Here is a 19492-nt window from a genome sequence, read left to right as displayed (position 1 = left end):
CTTTGTGTGCACGTTCCAATTTTTTATAGAGTAATACTTTTTTCATCATCAATCGTTTGTTCCATATCCAGATTAGCTGAATCTAAATCTTCCCAATAAACGGCCCTTACCTGTTCACTCTGATCATGTTTGGTCAGCAGACTAATAACTATTAAACTTATAATCGAGACAAGAAAGCCAAATACCGTATGGTCGAGGCTAATTCCCATAAACGGCCAGGCGAGGGTTGCTGCTGCTGAAAGGACCATACTCCAGACAACGCCCGCTTTGGTCACTCTCTTCCAGAACATGATCGCTAGAAATGGGAAGATCATAACAGTTGCGGATAATCGCAATGCCCATTGATACAAGGTGACGATGTCGGTCAATGCATAAGCCACCAATAGTCCTAGGACAGAAATAATCACAACCGTCCACCGGGCCGAAGTCATTAATTGTTTTTCAGTTGCTTTCGGATTAATGATTCGATAATAGATATCCCTTGTCAGGTTGGAACTTCCTTGTAAAATAAAAGAATCTGCTCCGGTCATCAAGGCTGCCAGAAGACCAACCAATACTAATCCACCCACAACGGGAGGAAGAAGTTCAACCGTCACATAGGAAAATAGCAAATCAGGCTTCATATCCGCAGGGGCAAATTGCCGGGCAATCACTCCGATGCTGAAAGGCAGAATAGAAATCGCGCCGGAAATAGCAAAGCCGGTAATCCCCGCCTTCTTTGCAACCTTTTCACTTTCCGAGGCAAAAATCCGCTGCCAGGTAGACTGCCAAACAAGATAGAACGGACCGACTGATAAGGCAAATAACAGCACTTCATTTAAACCATCCGCGCCAACTGGTGATAAAAACTCTGCTTGTGTTTTGGCGATAATATTTCCAAATCCATCTCCATAAAGAACAGCTGCAATAAATAAAATCACAATTCCTGCTAATAGAATAAAAGATTGAATGGCATCCGTTACAATGGCCGCTGGAAGTCCGCCTAGAATTGTAAAAGCCAAAATTAATGCAAAGGATAGAAAAATACCCGTCCCCATCTCAATTCCTAATGCCATTTTGAAAACCGTCGACATCCCCACAATTTGCAATGCCAGTGTTGGCACAGAGTAGATAAATGCCGATAAAATAGAAGGAACGATTCCCGATTTTCCGCCGAATCTCTCACCAAACAAATCAGCCAATGTATAAAGCTTTTGTCTCCTTAAAGGAGCAGCAAATAAAAAGATAAGTAAAATACTAAAAAAGATCCCAGGCAGCGCGAACTTAAAGAATCCTGAAAGTCCCACTGTATAGCCCATTCCAACCCAGCCAATAAAAACCGCCGCACCGCACCAGGTACTCACGATTGTTCCGACAATCGGCCAGAATCCTACACTCCAGCTCCCAATTAAGTATTCGTTATAGGTTTTAACCTTGAAAAAATAGTAAATGCCCATGGCGAACATGAAAATAAAATAAATAACAATATAGCTTGCATACCAACCCACAGCATTCCCACCTTTGTTCTATTTTTATAATTCCCATTATTTACAATTATCTGAATTATTTTGGTAAAAAAATTACCCTAAATACTTTTTGATTTTTCTAGCTGCTGCAGTTTGACTGATTCCTAATTTTTCAGCCACTTTATAGGAAGATTTCTCTCTTTCATATTCCTTTAGAATAATAGAACTCTCTACTTTATCAATGATCTCTTTCAGTGTTAAGTGATCTGGTACATCTGAAGAAGCCTGGATATATTCTGGCAGGTCACTTTCCTGAACAACATTGTAATCTGATAACACGACAAGCCGCTCAATCAGATTCTTCAATTCCCGTACATTTCCCTCCCAGGAATACGATAAAAAGCTTTCCAGCACTTTTGGTGATAATGAAACCTGTTTGTGATAAAGTTTGTTAAATCCCTGTAGAAATTGATGTGCTAAATCTAAAATGTCCTCTTTTCTTTCTCGAAGAGCGGGGATGGTAATTGGAAAAATAGTAATGCGGTGATATAAGTCTTCTCGAAATAAACCAGCTTGAATCATTTCTCTTAAATTTCTGTTTGTTGCTGTGATAATCCTGACATCTAGTTTCAGTTGTTCGGTGCCTCCTACTGGACGCAGCTGTCTTTCCTGGATCACATGCAAGAGCTTTGCTTGTAAGTGAATCGGCAGTTCGCCAATTTCATCTAGAAAGATTGTCCCCCCATTCGCAGTTTCAAATAAACCTTTTTTACCTCCAGGGTCCCCTCCTGTAAACATGCCGCCCTTGTAGCCAAATAATTCGATTTCAATTAATGACTCTGGCAGTGCAGCACAGTTGATCATATGGAAAGGTTTGTCTTTCCTTCTGCTTAGCTGATGAATCACTTTGGCAATCTCAGTTTTCCCTGCTCCCGTTTCGCCTAATAACAATACATCGCTGTCAACTCTCGCAAGCTTATGTACGTGATTCAATGTTTTCTTCATTTTTTCACTTCTCGAATAAATCCCTTTCATTTGAATCTGCTGTGGAAAATCCAGCCGGTATTTATTGAGCTCATCTTCCATTTCTTCAATTTGCTTTTTTAACAGCATGATTTCTGATAAATCCCTGGTAAAAGAAATAACCCGTTTGATTTTGCCATTTTCATCAAAGATAGGTTTCGACCTTACATAAAGGTATCGTCCCCCTAATAGTTTTTGAACAAGTTCAACAGGGTTTCCCTCTTCAATCACTCTCTCTGCTGCTGAAGGCGAGAAAATACCTCTTTTCTCCAAGTCACGGACATTTTGCCCAATGACCTCCTCTTTCGGAAGTCCCATAAAGGATGCACTGACATTATTCACATTGATAATTGTCCCATCCGCATCTGTCAGCAATATTCCCTCAAAGGAATATTCAAAAATCGTTTCCAATTCAGCATTCAGTTGTTCCAGCTGCCTTACCTTTTCATCCATTACACTACACCACCTTGATTGATCCTCTCCTTTCTTCAAATTATATCATCATTTGGAACAGTGGAGTGTTGGTTAACTAATTATGCAAGTTTTGTGCCAGGAGTAAAATTACTATAAAAAGTGATATTTCCACTTTTTTAATAGAAAAAAATAAGTCTAAAAAGACTTATGTTGAGTCCTTTTAGACTTATTCTAGGAAACAAAATCCCCATAGTTTTTAATCCCTTCAATTAGCCGGTGGACGGCAGGTGAGAGATAGCGATCCTTTAGATAGGCGAGATAAACAGTTCGTTTGAGGTAGCTGGAATCAATGCTTTTGGTTATCAGATTGGGAGAAGATAATTGTTTAATATAACTTTCCGGTAAAATTGTCACTCCTAAGCCCTCCTCTACCAGACTGCAGGCCGTTTCCAATCTCTCTATCTCATAAAAGATATTAGGAACCACATTTTCTTTTTGAAATGCATGCAAGATATCTATCCTCGTTTGAAATCCAGTCGTACTGATGATAAGTTCCTTGTCTGTAAGATCTTTTAATGTAATAGAATTTTTTTGGCTTAAATACTCGTCATTCTTATGAAACAATAAAATAAAATTTTCAGTGTAAAGAGGTGTTAACAGGATTTTTTCGTGATGGATGGGCTGGTTTGTAATGGTTAGGTGAACAGAATATTGTTTAAGGGCCTCCAGCACTTTTTCCTGTCCTAGTATATCTTTAAATTGTAAATGAATGTTTGGGAATTCGTTTTTAAAATTTTTCACCACCTTTGGCATCCAATATTTAGAGGATTCAATATGGCCAATGGATATAAGGCCTGTCCCCACCTCCTGCATATCTTTCAGTTCCATTTGCAAATTACTGAACCTCATTAACATGTCCATCGACCGCTTATAAAAAATATGCCCTGCATCTGTAAGGGAAAATCCCCTGGTATTTCTCTCCAGCAGCGGAAATCCAATCTCGTTCTCCAGCTTCATGATGGCATTACTTAATGAAGGCTGGGAAATGTGCAAAACCTCCGCCGCCCTTGAAAAACTCCCCTCTTTAACAACAACAGCAAAATAACGAAGCTGACGAATATCCATTAGCTCCCCTCCATTTATAGTTTGTAACTATAGATTTATCAAAATAAAGTATTTGTAATTATATATTAGCAACATTTAAAATTATTTTACAGTTAAAAGAGAAGCGAAAGCGCCTTGGGCAGCCTCAGGTATAGCAAACGTTCTTCTGCCACAACGTTTTTGGCTTCTATGGCAGGAGATTATTTGACCTCGAGCTGTTTAAAGCCGGCTTTTTTCAAAAAGTTTCCAAGGAACCTATTCAAAATTAAAAACTGACTAAGCGCTGGAGCTGGACAATTATCTAAGTTTACACTTTATGTTTTCAATTTTCATAAAAAAGGGGCGATCATATGTATATACAACCATCAGCCGATCTTTGGAGGGGGAGAATTGACTCCGACAACGACCCATTAAGTTTTCGTTATCATCAGCAAGTTCAAACAGTGAATTCTTCGGATATCAGTCCTTCTAATGAACAGGCCAACAGATTTGCCATCATTGGCTTTCAATGTGATGAAGGGGTCAGGCGGAATAAAGGCAGAGTGGGGGCAGCAGAAGGACCAGAAGCCATCAGGAAGGCCGTGGCAAAATTACCTTGGCACTTCAAACCGGGAACTCAAGTGTTGGATATTGGCGATGTGAAATGTGACGGGAACCAAATGGAAGCAGCCCAGGAAGAAATGGGTGCGGCCATCTCAACTCTTCATAAAAAAGGGATTTTCCCTCTGATTCTTGGCGGCGGACATGAAACATTTTACGGCCATTACTTGGGTGCAAGAAAATACCTGGGTCCGGATGCCAAAATTGGAATCGTCAATATTGATGCCCATTTCGACTTACGGCCCTATGATCAAGAGCCATCATCAGGAACTATGTTTAAACAGATTTTGGATCAAGACCCAAACAGCAGATATATGGTGATTGGCATTCAAACACAGGGCAATACAAAAACTCTCTTTGAAACGGCCAGGAAGCTTAACGTTCAATATATCTTAGAAGACAGTCTTTCAATAGACCGTTTAGATGAGCCTAAAAAGGAAATTTCAAAGTTTGCTAGAGAACATGATGCGATCATTTTAACCTTATGTACAGACGGAATCAGTTCTGCATTTGCCCCGGGTGTCAGTGCACCATCACCATTCGGGCTTGAACCGAAATTGGTCCGTGCCCTCATCCGGCATATTGTTTCACATGACAACATTCTTTCCTTTGATATTTCGGAAGTAAATCCATCCTTAGACGAGGAAAATAAAACGGTTTCATTAGCTGCATCCTTAGTAAATGATGCGCTTCTTACAATAGATACAAAACATAAAATGGAGGGGACCACATGAATCTAGAATTCAATCAAATTACCACTGTATTTCTTGCCATTGCCTTATTTCTTCTCGGCGGATTCATTCTTAAGAAACTGAACTTTTTAAAGAAGTTTTGTATTCCTGCTCCTGTTGTCGGAGGATTGTTGTTTGCGATTCTTGTTACCATTTTTAAACAAGCAGGACTAGTCAACCTCACATTAGATACCTCCCTGCAAAGTCTTTTCATGCTTACCTTTTTTACAACTGTCGGATTAGGCGCTAGTTTTAAGCTTGTAAAACAAGGCGGAAAACTATTGGTGTTCTATTGGCTGGCATGTGGATTCTTAGCACTTTTTCAAAATATTATCGGTGTTTCCCTTGCTGCTGCCTTTGGTTTAAAGCCTATATTAGGAGTCATGATGGGAGCCGTTTCAATGGAGGGCGGACATGGGGCCGCAACAGCCTTTGGCGGAACTCTTGAAGGCCTCGGCGTCGATTCTGCCTTATCTATCGGTCTTGCTGCCGCAACATTTGGTTTGGTTGCCGGAGGACTCGTCGGCGGTCCGACTGCCAAATATTTAATGACAAAATATAACCTCAAGCCGACTGAAACAGACGAAAATCATGAAGTGGCGGCTTCCCTTGAAAACGGCACCCATTCATCCGCCGGTAATCAAGGCATTCAATTCGATAGTTTTATGGTCCAAATCCTGATTATTACCTTCTGTATGGCGGCGGGATCTTATTTAGGAGAGTTATTCTCAAAAGCTACTGGTTTTGTGCTGCCAAACTATGTTGGCGCCATGTTTGTTGCTGTTATTATTCGGAATATCATTGATAAATTTAAAAAAGAGACCATCGACATGAAAAGCATCAGCTTAATTGGGGATGTCACACTGGGAATCTTCCTTTCTATGGCGTTAATGAGCATCAAATTATGGGAAGTGGCCGACCTTGCTTTACCGATGCTGGCTATCGTTTTTGTGCAAGTTGTATTCATCGTGTTGTTTGCTGTCTTTGTGTTATTCCGATTGTTTGGAAAAGATTACGACGCGGCCGTCATGATTGGCGGATTTACCGGCCACGGATTAGGGGCCACGCCAAATGCCATGGCCAACATGTTTGCCATTACCGACCAATTCGGCCCTTCACGAAAAGCCTTCCTCATCGTTCCAATTGTCGGAGCCTTCTTGATTGACGTATTTGGAATGCCGATTATTATTACGACGATTAATTTGTTGAAATAGATGTGGTTGAAAAAGCTGTCTGTAACTGTTATGTTACGGGCGGCTTTTTTTGGATTTAGGGGGTTTTGGGGGCTTCTTTTTTAGTGTGTAGAGTTTATAGTGAGCGGTTCTCGGAGTTTTCCCCTTCCTTACATGCTCTATGAAACGGCCTTAGTGCGCGATTCTCTTGTTTTTTCCTACCCACGCGCTCTATAAAGCTCTCTTAGTGCGCGAGATTCCTGTTTTTCCTCTTCCACGCGCTCTATGAAACATCCTTAGGCGCGATTCTCTTGTTTTTCCCTCTCCACGCGCTCTATAAAGCCCTCTTAGGGCGCGAGATTCCTGTTTTTTCTCTTCCACGCGCTCTATGAAACATCCTTAGTACGCGATTCTCTTGTTTTTTCCTCTCCACGCACTCTATAAAGCCCTCTTAGGGCGCGAGATTCCTGTTTTTTCTCTTCCACGCGCTCTATGAAACATCCTTAGTGCGCGAGATTCCTGTTTTTTCTCTTCCACGCGCTCTATGAAACATCCTTAGTGCGCGATTCTCTTGTTTTTCCCTCTCCACGCGCTCTATAAAGCCCTCTTAGGGCGCGAGATTCCTGTTTTTTCTCTTCCACGCGCTCTATGAAACATCCTTAGTGCGCGATTCTCTTGTTTTTCCCTCCCCACGCGCTCTATGAAACGCTCTTAGTTCGCGATTCTCTTGTTTTTCCCTCTCCACGCGCTCTATAAAGCCCTCTTAGGGCGCGATTCTCTTATTTTTTCCTCCCCACGCGCTCTATAAAGCCCTCTTAGTGCGCGAAAATCCTGTTTTTCCTCTTCCACGCGCTCTATAAAACAGCCTTAGTGCGCGATTCTCTTGTTTTTTCTCTTTCGCGCGCTCTATGAAACGGCCTTAGTACGCAATTCTCTCGTTTTTTCCTCCTCACGCGCTCTATAAAGCCCTCTTAGTACGCGGTTCTCTTGTTTTTTCCTCTCCACGCGCTCTATGAAACATCCTTAGTGCGCGAGATTCCTGTTTTTTCTCTTCCACGCGCTCTATGAAACGCTCTTAGTTCGCGGTTCTCTTGTTTTTTCCTCTCCACGCGCTCTATAAATCCCTCTTAGGGCGCGAGATTCCTGTTTTTTCTCTTTCGCGCGCTCTATGAAACGCTCTTAGTTCGCGATTCTCTTGTTTTTTCCTCTCCACGCGTTCTATAAAGCTCTCTTAGTGCGCGAGATTCCTGTTTTTCCTCTTCCACGCGCTCTATAAAACAGCCTTAGTGCGCGATTCTCTTGCTTTTCCCTCCCCACGCGCTCTATAAAGCTCTCTTAGTGCGCGATTCTCTTATTTTTTCCTCCTCACGCGCTCTATAAATCCCTCTTAGGGCGCGAAAATCCTGTTTTTCCTCTTTCGCGCGCTCTATGAAACGCTCTTAGTACGCGATTCTCTTGTTTTTTCCTCCCCACGCGCTCTATAAAACGCTCTTAGTACGCGGTTCTCTTGTTTTTTCCTCTCCACGCGCTCTATGAAACGCTCTTAGTTCGCGATTCTCTTGTTTTTTCCTCTCCACGCGCTCTATAAAGCCCTCTTAGTACGCGATTCTCTTGTTTTTCCCTCCCCACGCGCTCTATAAAGCCCTCTTAGTACGCGATTCTCTTGTTTTTTCCTCTCCACGCGCTCTATGAAACGCTCTTAGTTCGCGATTCTCTTGTTTTTTCCTCTCCACGCGCTCTATAAAGCCCTCTTAGTACGCGATTCTCATGTTTTCCCTTCCTCACGCGCATTATAAAGCGGTCTTAGTGCGCAGATCTCCTTTTTATCCTCTCCCATACGCTTTATAACAAAGCCGCCACATTGCGTGTAATTTTTAAATATTTTTATTTTTCCCCGCAAAGCTATTATAGTATAAAATGTTTTGCTATCTTTTGGATTTCCCTGTACCGTATTCCCCTTTAAATCAAGCAATCGAAGATTAATATATATAAACGGTTAATATATCAGTATTATGCACCACTTTTTTGAATAATTTCACTTTTCCCTTCCATATTTAAAAGCCATTTGGACTATGTTAGAATCATTAAGGTTTTGGAATTTGCTTGACCCAATTAGATACTGCAACAAATGGGAACTCACCTCATCACTGTATCCGAAATCAACAATATAACTTTTTTTCGAGGTGTATGATGAAAACCAATAGACTAATTCCATATGAAAATATTAAACTTCTAAGGGAAATAGCTCATGTAAAAACAGAAATAAATGAGCTGTATAAACAAACAGGCCCTGGAAGCTCTGATTATATTTCATTATCTATTAGATTAGATCTGCTTATGAAGGAATATATCGAGGATAAAATTGCTCATCTATAATACAAAAAGCAGCCATTTCCAGTTGGCTGCTTTCCTTTTATTGGTTGGCTATTTCTTCATCCATGTGGTCCGGCAAGTGATTCGTGATTTGGTTAAATAAATAAGTAAGATAAGAGGATAATTCAAAACGGTCTTCCCTTAAAAACAGTTCGAACAAGGTTTTACTATTCTCCACGTCCTTTCTCCTTTCTTTTCCGGTCATAATCGTTTTATAAAAATATTTCATATTATTAGAGTAAAAATTAATTCGATTGGTACTGCCTCCCCAGTATTGGCCCCGCCCTACGCACAATACTATGATGGCCACGCGCGCCATCCCTCTTTCTTTATTATAAATGAAAACGTTTACAAATTCAAAGAAAATTATATTACAAGTTTAGACAAAATCCACCATGCCTTTAGCGAGCCTCTTTTACCATTCAATCATGCCCTGTTATCATTTCAACTACCTATAACTTTTCCTTATAACCTATAAAAAGTTTTTAATTTACGCCCCCTGTTTCATTTGATAGCTTAGAAGTATAATGGAGGGTGGAAAGGAAGGACTTTGATGGATATTTCTTCAGGTTTATTGATTTTATTAATTGGTGCACTGGCTGCCGGTTACGGAACCATCGTCGGAGCTGGGGGAGGTTTTTTATTTGTACCAGCGCTCCTCATCATTTTCCACATGGATCCCGCCATTGCGGCTGGATCAGGCTTAGTCATTGTTTTGATTAACTCTTTTTCCGGCGTTTTCGGTTATGCCAAACAAAAGAAAATTCATTATCGCACCGGAATCATGCTGGCCATCGGTGCATTACCAGGTTCTCTTTTAGGTGTTTGGCTGCTGCAGCTTTATTCGTCCAGTTCCTTTTACTTCATCTTCGCTAGTTTACTAGTCGCTTTAGGGATCTTTTTATTTGTAAAAAATAAACCCGCAGTACTAATGAAAAAGAAAGGCCTGCAGGCTAGAAGTGTAGACGGTGCTGTTGTGCCTGAAATCGGGGAAGCGGATCAAGAAACGGCCTCTATAACAAAGGGTACGGCACAGGAAGCTGCTGCAATAGAGAATACCAATCTTCAAGGAAAATGGCTGATTCCACTGGGGTTATTCATGGGGATTTTATCCAGCTATCTTGGAATTGGAGGAGGATGGCTGCTTGTTCCAATATTAATCTATGGTTTTAAGGTTCCGACTCATTATGCAACAGCCACTTCCATTTTTTCATTATGTCTATATACAACCGTCGGTGTGGCCTCCCAAATGTATTATGGCAATATTGATTGGATTACTGTATTATGGGGCGGCATTGGGGTCATTATTGGTTCTCAATTAGGTGTTTTTCTATCTCAAAAGATCCCTGGAAAAATCATTATCCAAATGCTCTCTGTGTTATTAGTTGTCATTGGATTTCGAATGTTTTTTCAATAAATTCTACGAACCGACATTATTTCCGTAAATCTCCCCCAGAATAAACATTTAGTTTAAACGGCTGAAGAGCCGGTACATAAGAAGTTTTTCACTGCTAATTTAAAATACATGTCGAAAATTCAAACAAAATTTCCTGGGAAAATATTATTTTTTTCTACAATATTCTCTTTTATCTTCCAGCTTCTTTCCCAAGCCCTTTTACTTTAACTAAGTTATCTTTCGCACAACGGTTAAATGAAGGAACAAAGATATTGGCAATCATACCACTTTGATTTCAAAAGAATGGGAAAGAAGCATGGGAATCCTCCTCATGCTTCAACCTTCATTACATATTCGAAGAAACATCTCCGTTCGAATTCTTCCTATTCTTAACCGCTTTTGCAATGACTGGATAGAATAATGCAACTATCGCGAAAAGCAGGATAACAGCTGAAATAGGCCGTGTGATAAAGGATAAGTAATCCCCGTTTGTTACTAATAATTGTCTTCTTAAGTTTTCTTCCATCATAGGACCTAAGACAAGCCCTAAAATTAGCGCAGCTGGTGAGAAATGATATTTTTTCATGAAATATCCAATAATCCCGAACAGGAACATAATCCAAACATTAAACATGGAGTTTCCGACTGCATAGGAACCGACCATGGATAATAAAACAATTAAAGTTCCTAATATCGAATATGGCAGTTTTAGAATAGCCGCAAAGGCCTTAACCCCGATACGGCCGCCAATAAATACAGTAACGCTGGCAATCAGCATTGAGAAGAAAATGCAATACAGCATTAATGGCTGGTCTGACATTAACTGTGGACCAGGCTGCAGCCCTTGCAAGGCAAGTGCTGCTAGAATAATAGCAGTAGTTGGGCTTCCTGGAATCCCCAAAACAAGTGTTGGTATCATAGCGCCCCCCGCTGCAGCATTATTTGCCGTTTCAGGAGCTACAACCCCTTCCTCTTCCCCTTGGCCAAATCTTTCTTTATTCTTACTGGAACGTATTGCTTCCCCATAGCTGACAATAGATGCGATGGAGCCGCCGGTGCCTGGCAGAATTCCAATAACCGTACCAATCACGGCTGATTTCAATAAAACCCATTTATATTTAATCATATCGATTAGTTTAACCGTTTCTAAAGAAACCTTTTTATCCACATTAATTTGATTATGACGTTCTGTTACTTGGTTTAATACTTCCGCTAATGCAAAGGCACCAATCATAATCGGAATCATTTCAAGTCCATTCATAAGCTCGATATGTCCAAAAGTGAACCTGTCCACTCCTACCATTGGATCCATTCCGATCAAGGCAATCATTATCCCAATAAGGCCGGAGCTAATCGCTTTAAGAGGGGACTTTGTTCCAATTGATGCTATGACAATAAGCCCCAAAACGGTTAGCGCAAAGTACTCTGCACTCTGTATTTTTAATGCTATAGTTGATAATGGCGGCGCCAAAAACAACATAATCAAAACGGAGAAAACGCCTCCAAAGGCAGATGCACTAATGGCAAGACTAAGAGCTCTTCCTGCCTTCCCCTGTTTGGTCATGGGATATCCATCAAAAGTGGTTGCCACAGATTCCGGTGTCCCTGGTGTATTAAAAAGGATGGCTGTAATAGACCCACCATAGGACGAACCAGCATAAAGAGCGACCAGTAAAATAATTGAAGGGAGAATACCCATATAATACGTAAATGGAAGCATTAGAACAATCCCCATCGATGAGCTGATCCCGGGAAGGGACCCGAAAAATACCCCAATTAACATTCCAGCAAAAACCAGCAATAAGTTCACCGGTGAAATAGTTGTCAATAACCCGTCAAGTAATAATTGAAAATCCATGTTCTCCCCCCTATCAATATAAGAAATATGTTAACTCTTTTAGAATTCCCATTCCGCGAGGCAGCGGAACAGATAAAACCTTTCCAAAAACCAGGGTAAAAACAACTGCCACGAGGATGGATTGAACGAACATTCGAACATATCGTTTTTGCCCTAACATCCAAAATAAGAAGAAAGTAAATACAATTGTTGCAAGTGTAAAACTGATCAAATCATTTAAAATGATAAACACGATAATTCCTAGTAATAATCCAAAATAAGCAAAGTTTAGGTTCAATGGCTCCCCTTTTCCTTCACCAGACTTCAGCTTTCGAATCGCTTTAAAAAGGGAAATTAATAGAAGTACTATGATAATAATGAGAAGTGTTTGTGGAAATCCCGCAGGCCCAATGGGATCAGCAGAACGGCCGGATGTTATTGCGAAAGAATCTTTAAAAAACAGCCCCATCACAATGATGAGGAACACATGAAATATAACTTCACCCATCTATATACCTCCAAAAGCAGGCGGCTAAAAGCCGCCCTTGATTATTTCTTCAATCCAGTTTGTTTTGCAACCTTATCAAATACTTTGTAGTCTTCCTGCATTGCTTTCTTAAACTCTTCTGGCTCCAAGAAGCTGTCACGAATATTGGTTAACGAATCCTCATTAAACTTTTTATATTCCTCTGTTTCATAAGCCTTTTTTACTTGTTCTAGTAAATAATCTTTTACTTCTTGAGGAGTGCCTTTCTTCACAACAAATCCTCTCCAAGAACCAATCGTTACATCGTACCCTTTTTCCACCGTGGTTGGCGTATCTTTTAATTCATCAATTTGAGTAATTCGTTTATCATTTAACACAACCATTGGTCGAACCTTGCCATCTTTGATATAGTTGACAGTGTTTATCAATTTATCTAAGTACACATCCACTTCGCCGCCTAATACTGCAGCTTTTACCTCAGATCCTGAACCATATGGAACAAACTTAACTTTCATCCCTGTCGCATCGGCAAGTGCATTTAGGGTTAAATCATCAAGCCCTCCTGGACTGACACCGGCAAATGAGATTTCTTTTTCTTTCCCCATTTTCACAAGATTATCAAAATCTTTTATTTTGCTGTTAGCAGGTACCGACAAAACGTAAATATCTTCTTGAATTCTAGCAATCGGCTCGAATTCTTCTAAAAACTTCATATTCTTACCTGTTCCAAGAACATCCGCAATCACATGGGATGGGGTTACTTCTAGAACGGTATATCCATCATTCGCCTGGCCGTGTGCATAAACCATCCCAACCAGGCCGCCGCTGCCATCCTTGTTCACAGGCTGAAGGGGCTGATCCATATCCTTGGACATAATTTCAGCATATTTTCTGGCGAAAGTATCGCTTGCACTGCCTTCCCCAAACGGAACCACTAATTCAATGGGTCTCTTTGGATAATCCTTGTTTCCTTTATTTCCAGCTGAAGATTGGCTTGAACTGCATGCAGCCAATAATAAACTTCCAATAATCATGACACTAAGCAGAAATCTCTTTTTCATTTTTGCGCCCCCTCTTTATTTTTGATATGTATAGAATTTGTATCTAATAGATCAACTGGTACAAATGTATCCCCTTCCATAATTCTTCGTGCTGTCCTTCCAATCCCGCCTTTTACCAATCTATAAGAAAAATTAGATGCCTCTAAATGAACATTCACAAGAATCGTACCTGTAGGGTGGCCAATTGTGATTTGGTCTGTTTGATTAGATGGGGACATCACTTGATTGGGTATAGAACCTGGTATTTTACAAGCTGCTCCTAATCCAATCGCACCGCTTACGGCAAATGCACGATGTAAGGATCCCATCGAAATATATCTTCCTACAATGTCAATGCTGTTTTTATCGACTCTTTCTCCATTTTCAGTCATATAATCTGCAGATTCTGAAACAATCGCTATTTTTGGCAGCGCATGTGTTTCAGGAGTAACTACTTCTCCCTCTTCGTAAAGATTGATTTTCTTCCCGCACCGCACTCGAATGTCTTCCATTCTTTTCTTCATATCTTCTTGATCCATGACGTCAGACAATTCTGTGCCAGTTAAGCCCAAATCTGATGCTCTAACAAAAACCAACACATTCCCTGCATCTAAGATAGTTACTTCTATTTCCTGACCATGATCTAATTCAATTGTGTCAATGATATTTCCAGTTGGCAGCAGTTCGCCAGTGATAGCGCCGCCAAAATCAATAAAGTTAACCATGATGCAAGAACCTGTTCCTGATACACCTGAGATAGAAAAGTCGCCTTCGTAAACAACTTGTCCATTTTGAACCGGTACTTCGACTTCCATAACCCGTTTTGTATTCGTGTTATAGATTCTTACAGTTGTGATTCCTTCTGTTCTTCTTACCAATCCCTCTTCGACAGCATATAGTCCAACTGCTGAAGCCATATTCCCGCAAGTAACATGATAATCAATCTTCTGGCTATTAGTGCTCACCTGTCCAAAGGTATAGTAGATATCACAGCCTAAGGTATCTGTCATTCCAACGATTGCCATTTTACTTGTTAAGGATGTTCCGCCGCCAATGCCATCAATTTGGCCATTTTTCGAACTGCCATAAATTTTTGTTATGACTGCATCTCTTATCTCTGGGTCAGTTGGCAAATCCACATCCTTAAAAATTAACCCTCGGCTTGTTCCTCCTCTCATTAACACACTTGGTAATTTGTATAATTGTCCATAAATGTTCACCAGGTAATACACCTCTTATAAAAAACTTATTGATACCATGGTATATAAGAAGTATATTGAAAATTGAGAAATAAATAAAATATCGATTTTTTATAATTTTTGATAAAATCTATTTATACCTAATATTATTAATATAATGTCTAAAAATTTCAAGGAGGAATTTGTATGGATCAGATAGACTGGGAAATGTTAACTATCTTATTTGAATCCAAAAATATTACCAAGGCCAGCGAAATGATGCGAAGCTCTCAGCCAGCTATTACCTATCGGCTCCAGCGTTTAGAAGAAGAGTTTGGTATAAAAATTGTTTATCGCGGCCGGCGTGGAGTTGTTTTTACCCCGCAAGGAGAATACTTGGTCAACTATGCCAAAAGAATGAAAAAGGAATTGAAGAGAGCGAAAGAAGATGTGATCAATTTCGAAAACAATATTCAAGGGGTGCTGAGGATTAGTGCATCTAGTATTTTCTCACGCTATAAACTGCCGCCCATTCTCGCAAAATTTAGTGAAAGGTATCCGTCGGTAGAGTTTGAGGTGAATACTGGCTGGAGTGCAGATGTCATTGATTCTATTTTTAAGGAACAGGCACATGTAGGCATCCTGCGCGGCAATTATAAGGTTTCCCATGAAAAGCTGCTGTTAATGGAAGAGGACTTACTAATTGTTTGTAAAGAACCCATTAATGTAAAAGAACTGCATCTCATGCCAAGGATTTATTATAATACTGACACTTCTTTAAAAAAAATGATTGATGATTGGTGGACAGAAAGTTATGTCGAGCCCCCTAATATTACTATGCGGGTCGACAATATGGAAACATGCAAAGAAATGGTCCTAAATGGACTAGGGTACGCCATTCTGCCAAATATTCTATTAGAAGATGATAAAAAACTATTTAAGACTCCCTGTTTCACAAAAGACGGTAAACATGTAAAAAGACAAACCTCCTTAATCTATCGTAAGGAATATGTAAACAATGTCTTAATAAAGGCATTCTGCGATTTCTTAAAAGGATGGGACTTCCGTAACAGTAAATTGCTAGAGAAAATTGAAAGCGCTTCTCCAGTTTCTAGTACTAAATAGAGTGAAATGCCCCCTCAAAAATTATGTGGGGGCACCTATTTTTATCTGAAAATACGTTCTTTTATTTGGATTCTTTGATAAAAATTGAATGGATCAAAGTAAATTCCCGCAGGCGGCGGTTTATGAAGCTGCTTTTTGTCAAGCTTATCGGGCTCTGATGCTTTCTTCCATATCCCTAATCTATTACAATAAAACATAGACAAACATATAGAGGTGAATTTCATGAATTGGACGATTCGTTCTTCTCATAAAGAAAAAATAGATCGTTTTGGGATAACCGTTGATCAAGTGATCCTTCCAAACGGTGAGGAAAAAACTTTTTCCTTTTTAGATTTTGCAAAAGGGGTTTGCATTCTGCCGGTAACAGAGAATGCAGATGTTATTTGTATGAAGCAATACCGCCATGCCTTGAACAGCTGGGAATGGGAGCTGCCTGCAGGTGCGATTGATGAATCCGACCAATCCCCTCTGGATGCGGCGAAAAGAGAGCTGGAAGAAGAAACAGGCTATACAGCGGAACATTGGCTGAATTTAGGCAGTTTCTACCCATCGCCAGGCTCAACCTCCGAAGAAATTTTCTTATTTGCGGCAGCAGGATTAGTTCCCACTGAGCAAAAATTAGAATCAAGCGAACTCATTGAATTACATACGATTTCAATGGATGAACTGAAGACCCTGATTAAAGTAGGGGAATTCAAACATGGTGCAGGACTTGCAGCAGTTTTGCGGTATAAATTTATGACAGACTGAGTTTCGACTTAAAGCACAACGTACAGGTTTATCAGCCTGTACGTTCTTAATACCCTCCACCCCAGCTTCTTTCTAAACGGAAACTTTAAGATCAATCCACATATGCCATGATTACACAAAGAAATGCGCGACCTTCTCTGCAGAAGAACCTCTGCTAAACCGACTAGGATTTGTATCTTTCTTTGCCGAAATAGTTTTTTTGTTTGTTATAATTAGAGGAAAAAGACACGGCAGGGAAAAATAAATGTTAAAAAAATTACTTAGCCATTATAAAGGGTCTGTTACATTTACAGAGAAACCTGATGATTTTCCAGAACAATATTACCTTTTCTGCAACGAGGAAGAAAACGAATGGATTGGTTTGATGAAATCAACTGTAAGTGACCAAGAGTTTAAATTGTTAAAGTCTCTTTTCACGTATGTCGAAAATGAACCAGCTTTCAATACTTCTCCATCAAGGCAATGGTATGAATTTTTGTATTCGGGCGGCCCGATTCCGGTCCAAAAAGGCAAATCAGAGTTACGTTTTATTTTGTTTCATATTCATCAGAACGAAATGAATCGAAGTGAAATAGAGGCTGCATTAACCGGTTTTTTCAGTGATAAAGTCCCTATCACATGGATGAGCCCTAATGAAGGAGTTGTCATTGAAGAAAGATCCCATACTTTTCTTACCGAAGAAGAGTTGATTTCCATGTCTGCCACATTGGAGGGGGATTTTTATGTCAAGGTATCTTTTTATGTTGGAAAATTTTATCCATATTCTGAACAGCTGCCTATATTGTTTAAACAAGAAAAAGAATTCTTTGCTTTTGCGCTTGAACATGTAAGTGATATTAATATTTTTACTTATGAACGTATTTTCCCTTTCTATACAGCCTATCATTTACCTGATAAATTAAAACATAAGATAAATGAAGATATTTTAGAGATGTTCCGGGAGGATCCTGATTTATTTTCTACGGTAAAAATTTTTTTAGAGAATAATTTAAATTCAAGTGTAGCAGCTAAAAAGTTATTTATACATCGTAATACATTGCAATATAGAATTGATAAATTTACTGAAAAAATAGGATTAAGCTTAAAAGATTTTTATGGTGCTTTTACTGTTTTCCTAGCCTGCTTGGTTTATGAATATCAATCAAAATGACAAAGTGCCCAAAGAAGTGCTTTCACACTTTGTGCATTCTGCCTATTCAGAATTTTATGACCAATTGTTAAACTGAAACTATCAGGTTAACAGGAGGTATAAAAATGGCTGAATTAGTATTAGACCATATTTATAAAATTTATGATAATAGAGTGACAGCTGTTTCAGACTTTAATCTACATATTGACGATAAAGAATTTATTGTTTTTGTTGGTCCGTCTGGATGTGGTAAATCTACGACATTACGGATGATTGCAGGCCTGGAGGAAATTTCAAAAGGCGATTTTTTAATTGATGGCAAGCGTGTCAATGATGTTGCTCCCAAAGACCGTGATATTGCGATGGTATTCCAAAACTATGCACTTTATCCCCATATGTCTGTTTATGATAATATGGCATTTGGCTTAAAGCTCCGTAAAATCCCAAAAGACGAGATTGACCGGCGAGTAAAAGAGGCCGCAAAAATTCTTGGACTGGAAGAATATTTAAAACGGAAACCAAAAGCATTATCAGGAGGCCAGCGCCAGCGTGTTGCATTAGGCCGGGCTATTGTGCGGGATGCGAAGGTGTTTTTAATGGACGAGCCATTGTCCAATCTTGATGCCAAGCTTCGTGTGCAAATGCGCGCTGAAATTACCAAGCTTCACCGCCGTTTAGATACAACAACTATTTATGTAACCCATGACCAAACCGAAGCTATGACAATGGCGAGCAGGCTGGTGGTAATGAAAGACGGAATTATTCAGCAGGTTGGCTCACCAAAAGAGGTGTATGCAAATCCTGAAAATGTTTTTGTCGGCGGCTTTATCGGTTCACCTGCCATGAACTTCTTTAACGGCAAGTTGGATGACGGCAGGTTTGTGATTGGAAATACTTCCATCCCTGTACCTGAAGGAAAAATGAAATTCCTCCGTGAACAAGGGTATGTTGGAAAATCAGTTATTCTTGGTATCCGTCCTGAAGACATTCATGATGAGCCTGTCTTTATTGAAGCGTCAGGCGGGCCTGCTATAACCGCAACAATTGATGTAGCCGAATTGACCGGAGCAGAATTAATGGTTTATTCAAGCATTAACAATCAAAACTTTATTGCCCGCCTCGATTCTCGCTCAGTTGTGAATCCTGGTGATGAATTAGAACTTGCTTTTGATTTAAATAAGGCTCACTTTTTTGATGCCGATACAGAGGCCAGAATCCGCCCATAAGAAAGCAGTTGGGCAATCTTCAAAATCTAAAATTTTACACTCTAAAAAAATGGTACAGTCCAGATGGGTATTTGCGGGTTGTACCTTTTTTGTTTGGCATTGCTTGTTCATTCATTTAGGTGAAAATTAGTTACCCTTCCGTAAATTGTTTAAATAAATAGCCACATCATTTTTTTCATTTAATAAGGCGCCTTGGAGACATTACCGGCACGATGGATGGGGAAACTGTCTTTAATAAGCAGGCTTGAAGACAGAAACGGCTCGATGGATGGGTGAACTGTCTTTAACAAGGCCACTTGGAAACTGAAACGACACACAGGACCATTCCCTTAAATAAAGGCTCTTTTCTAAAAGATTGTTGCTTTTTGCTCCCTTTTTAAGATTCGTTCAAAAAATAGAGGTAGAAATTCCCCTTATTTAGGAAATTGGATGTTAATTAGCTGAAATAGACGGAGGAATTTC

The 19492-nt window shown here is 39.8% G+C and carries 16 protein-coding genes; 8 read left to right on the top strand and 8 right to left on the bottom strand.

Annotated features, from left to right (window positions below):
* Window positions 1-23: 23 nt before the first annotated feature.
* The 3 genes from M3183_RS10150 to M3183_RS10140 form a co-directional block, all read right to left on the bottom strand.
* Window positions 24-1487 (bottom strand): sodium:solute symporter family protein, encoded by a 1464-nt coding sequence (locus tag M3183_RS10150; RefSeq protein ID WP_251469166.1) that lies wholly within the window; start codon window positions 1485-1487, stop codon window positions 24-26.
* Between the two features lie 72 nt (window positions 1488-1559).
* Window positions 1560-2921: a sigma-54 interaction domain-containing protein gene (locus tag M3183_RS10145; RefSeq protein WP_251469164.1), complete on the bottom strand. Its 1362-nt coding sequence runs from the start codon at window positions 2919-2921 to the stop codon at window positions 1560-1562.
* A 192-nt stretch (window positions 2922-3113) separates the two neighbouring features.
* Window positions 3114-4007 (bottom strand): LysR family transcriptional regulator, encoded by an 894-nt coding sequence (locus M3183_RS10140; protein ID WP_251469162.1) that lies wholly within the window; start codon window positions 4005-4007, stop codon window positions 3114-3116.
* Window positions 4008-4336: 329 nt separating this feature from the next.
* Between M3183_RS10140 and hutG the strand changes: the two genes are divergently transcribed.
* The 3 genes from hutG to M3183_RS10125 all read left to right on the top strand — a co-directional run bounded on the left by hutG (window position 4337) and on the right by M3183_RS10125 (window position 8865).
* Entirely contained in the window at window positions 4337-5320 is a 984-nt protein-coding gene (gene hutG / locus M3183_RS10135) for a formimidoylglutamase (protein ID WP_251469161.1), read from the top strand.
* Window positions 5317-6531: a sodium/glutamate symporter gene (gltS, locus tag M3183_RS10130; RefSeq protein ID WP_251469160.1), complete on the top strand. Its 1215-nt coding sequence runs from the start codon at window positions 5317-5319 to the stop codon at window positions 6529-6531. Before hutG ends, gltS begins: the two co-directional genes overlap by 4 nt.
* 2148 nt (window positions 6532-8679) lie before the next feature.
* Complete coding sequence (locus M3183_RS10125) at window positions 8680-8865, top strand: hypothetical protein (protein WP_251469158.1); 186 nt, start codon at window positions 8680-8682, stop codon at window positions 8863-8865.
* 37 nt (window positions 8866-8902) lie between these two features.
* Here the strand turns inward: M3183_RS10125 and M3183_RS10120 are convergent, their stop codons facing one another.
* The gene (locus M3183_RS10120; protein WP_251469156.1) at window positions 8903-9172 is read right to left on the bottom strand and encodes a hypothetical protein; all 270 of its coding nucleotides are present in this window, start codon (window positions 9170-9172) and stop codon (window positions 8903-8905) included.
* 243 nt (window positions 9173-9415) lie between these two features.
* Between M3183_RS10120 and M3183_RS10115 the strand changes: the two genes are divergently transcribed.
* Entirely contained in the window at window positions 9416-10279 is an 864-nt protein-coding gene (locus M3183_RS10115; RefSeq protein WP_251469155.1) for a sulfite exporter TauE/SafE family protein, read from the top strand.
* Window positions 10280-10604: 325 nt separating this feature from the next.
* On the opposite strand, the gene M3183_RS10110 is transcribed toward M3183_RS10115, so the two are convergent.
* From M3183_RS10110 to M3183_RS10095, 4 genes are read right to left on the bottom strand one after another with little or no spacing between them, the layout of a single operon-like run.
* Window positions 10605-12116, bottom strand: coding sequence for a tripartite tricarboxylate transporter permease (locus M3183_RS10110; protein ID WP_251469153.1), 1512 nt, complete (start codon window positions 12114-12116; stop codon window positions 10605-10607).
* Between the two features lie 13 nt (window positions 12117-12129).
* On the bottom strand, window positions 12130-12603 hold the full coding sequence (locus M3183_RS10105; RefSeq protein WP_251469151.1) for a tripartite tricarboxylate transporter TctB family protein: 474 nt from the start codon (window positions 12601-12603) through the stop codon (window positions 12130-12132).
* 41 nt (window positions 12604-12644) lie between these two features.
* The gene (locus M3183_RS10100) at window positions 12645-13643 is read right to left on the bottom strand and encodes a Bug family tripartite tricarboxylate transporter substrate binding protein (RefSeq protein ID WP_251469150.1); all 999 of its coding nucleotides are present in this window, start codon (window positions 13641-13643) and stop codon (window positions 12645-12647) included.
* Window positions 13640-14842, bottom strand: a complete 1203-nt coding sequence (locus M3183_RS10095; protein ID WP_251469149.1) for a 2-methylaconitate cis-trans isomerase PrpF family protein — start codon at window positions 14840-14842, stop codon at window positions 13640-13642. Before M3183_RS10095 ends, M3183_RS10100 begins: the two co-directional genes overlap by 4 nt.
* A 165-nt stretch (window positions 14843-15007) precedes the next feature.
* Between M3183_RS10095 and M3183_RS10090 the strand changes: the two genes are divergently transcribed.
* The 4 genes from M3183_RS10090 (at window position 15008) to M3183_RS10075 (ending at window position 19030) form a co-directional block, all read left to right on the top strand.
* Entirely contained in the window at window positions 15008-15925 is a 918-nt protein-coding gene (locus M3183_RS10090) for a LysR family transcriptional regulator (RefSeq protein WP_251469147.1), read from the top strand.
* Window positions 15926-16147: 222 nt separating this feature from the next.
* The gene (locus M3183_RS10085; RefSeq protein ID WP_251469146.1) at window positions 16148-16675 is read left to right on the top strand and encodes an NUDIX domain-containing protein; all 528 of its coding nucleotides are present in this window, start codon (window positions 16148-16150) and stop codon (window positions 16673-16675) included.
* A 244-nt stretch (window positions 16676-16919) separates the two neighbouring features.
* A complete protein-coding gene (locus M3183_RS10080) occupies window positions 16920-17825 on the top strand; it encodes a PucR family transcriptional regulator (protein ID WP_251469145.1) in 906 nt (301 codons plus the stop codon).
* Window positions 17826-17929: 104 nt separating this feature from the next.
* Window positions 17930-19030 carry an ABC transporter ATP-binding protein gene (locus M3183_RS10075; RefSeq protein WP_251469143.1) on the top strand — a complete coding sequence of 367 codons (1101 nt, stop codon included), beginning with the start codon at window positions 17930-17932 and terminating at the stop codon, window positions 19028-19030.
* Window positions 19031-19492: the final 462 nt, after the last annotated feature.

Source organism: Neobacillus mesonae, from assembly GCF_023715155.1.
Classification (GTDB): domain Bacteria; phylum Bacillota; class Bacilli; order Bacillales; family Cytobacillaceae; genus Neobacillus; species Neobacillus mesonae_A.
Note: the sequence above shows the minus strand (reverse complement) of the source record. Positions and strands in the feature narration are given on the sequence as shown.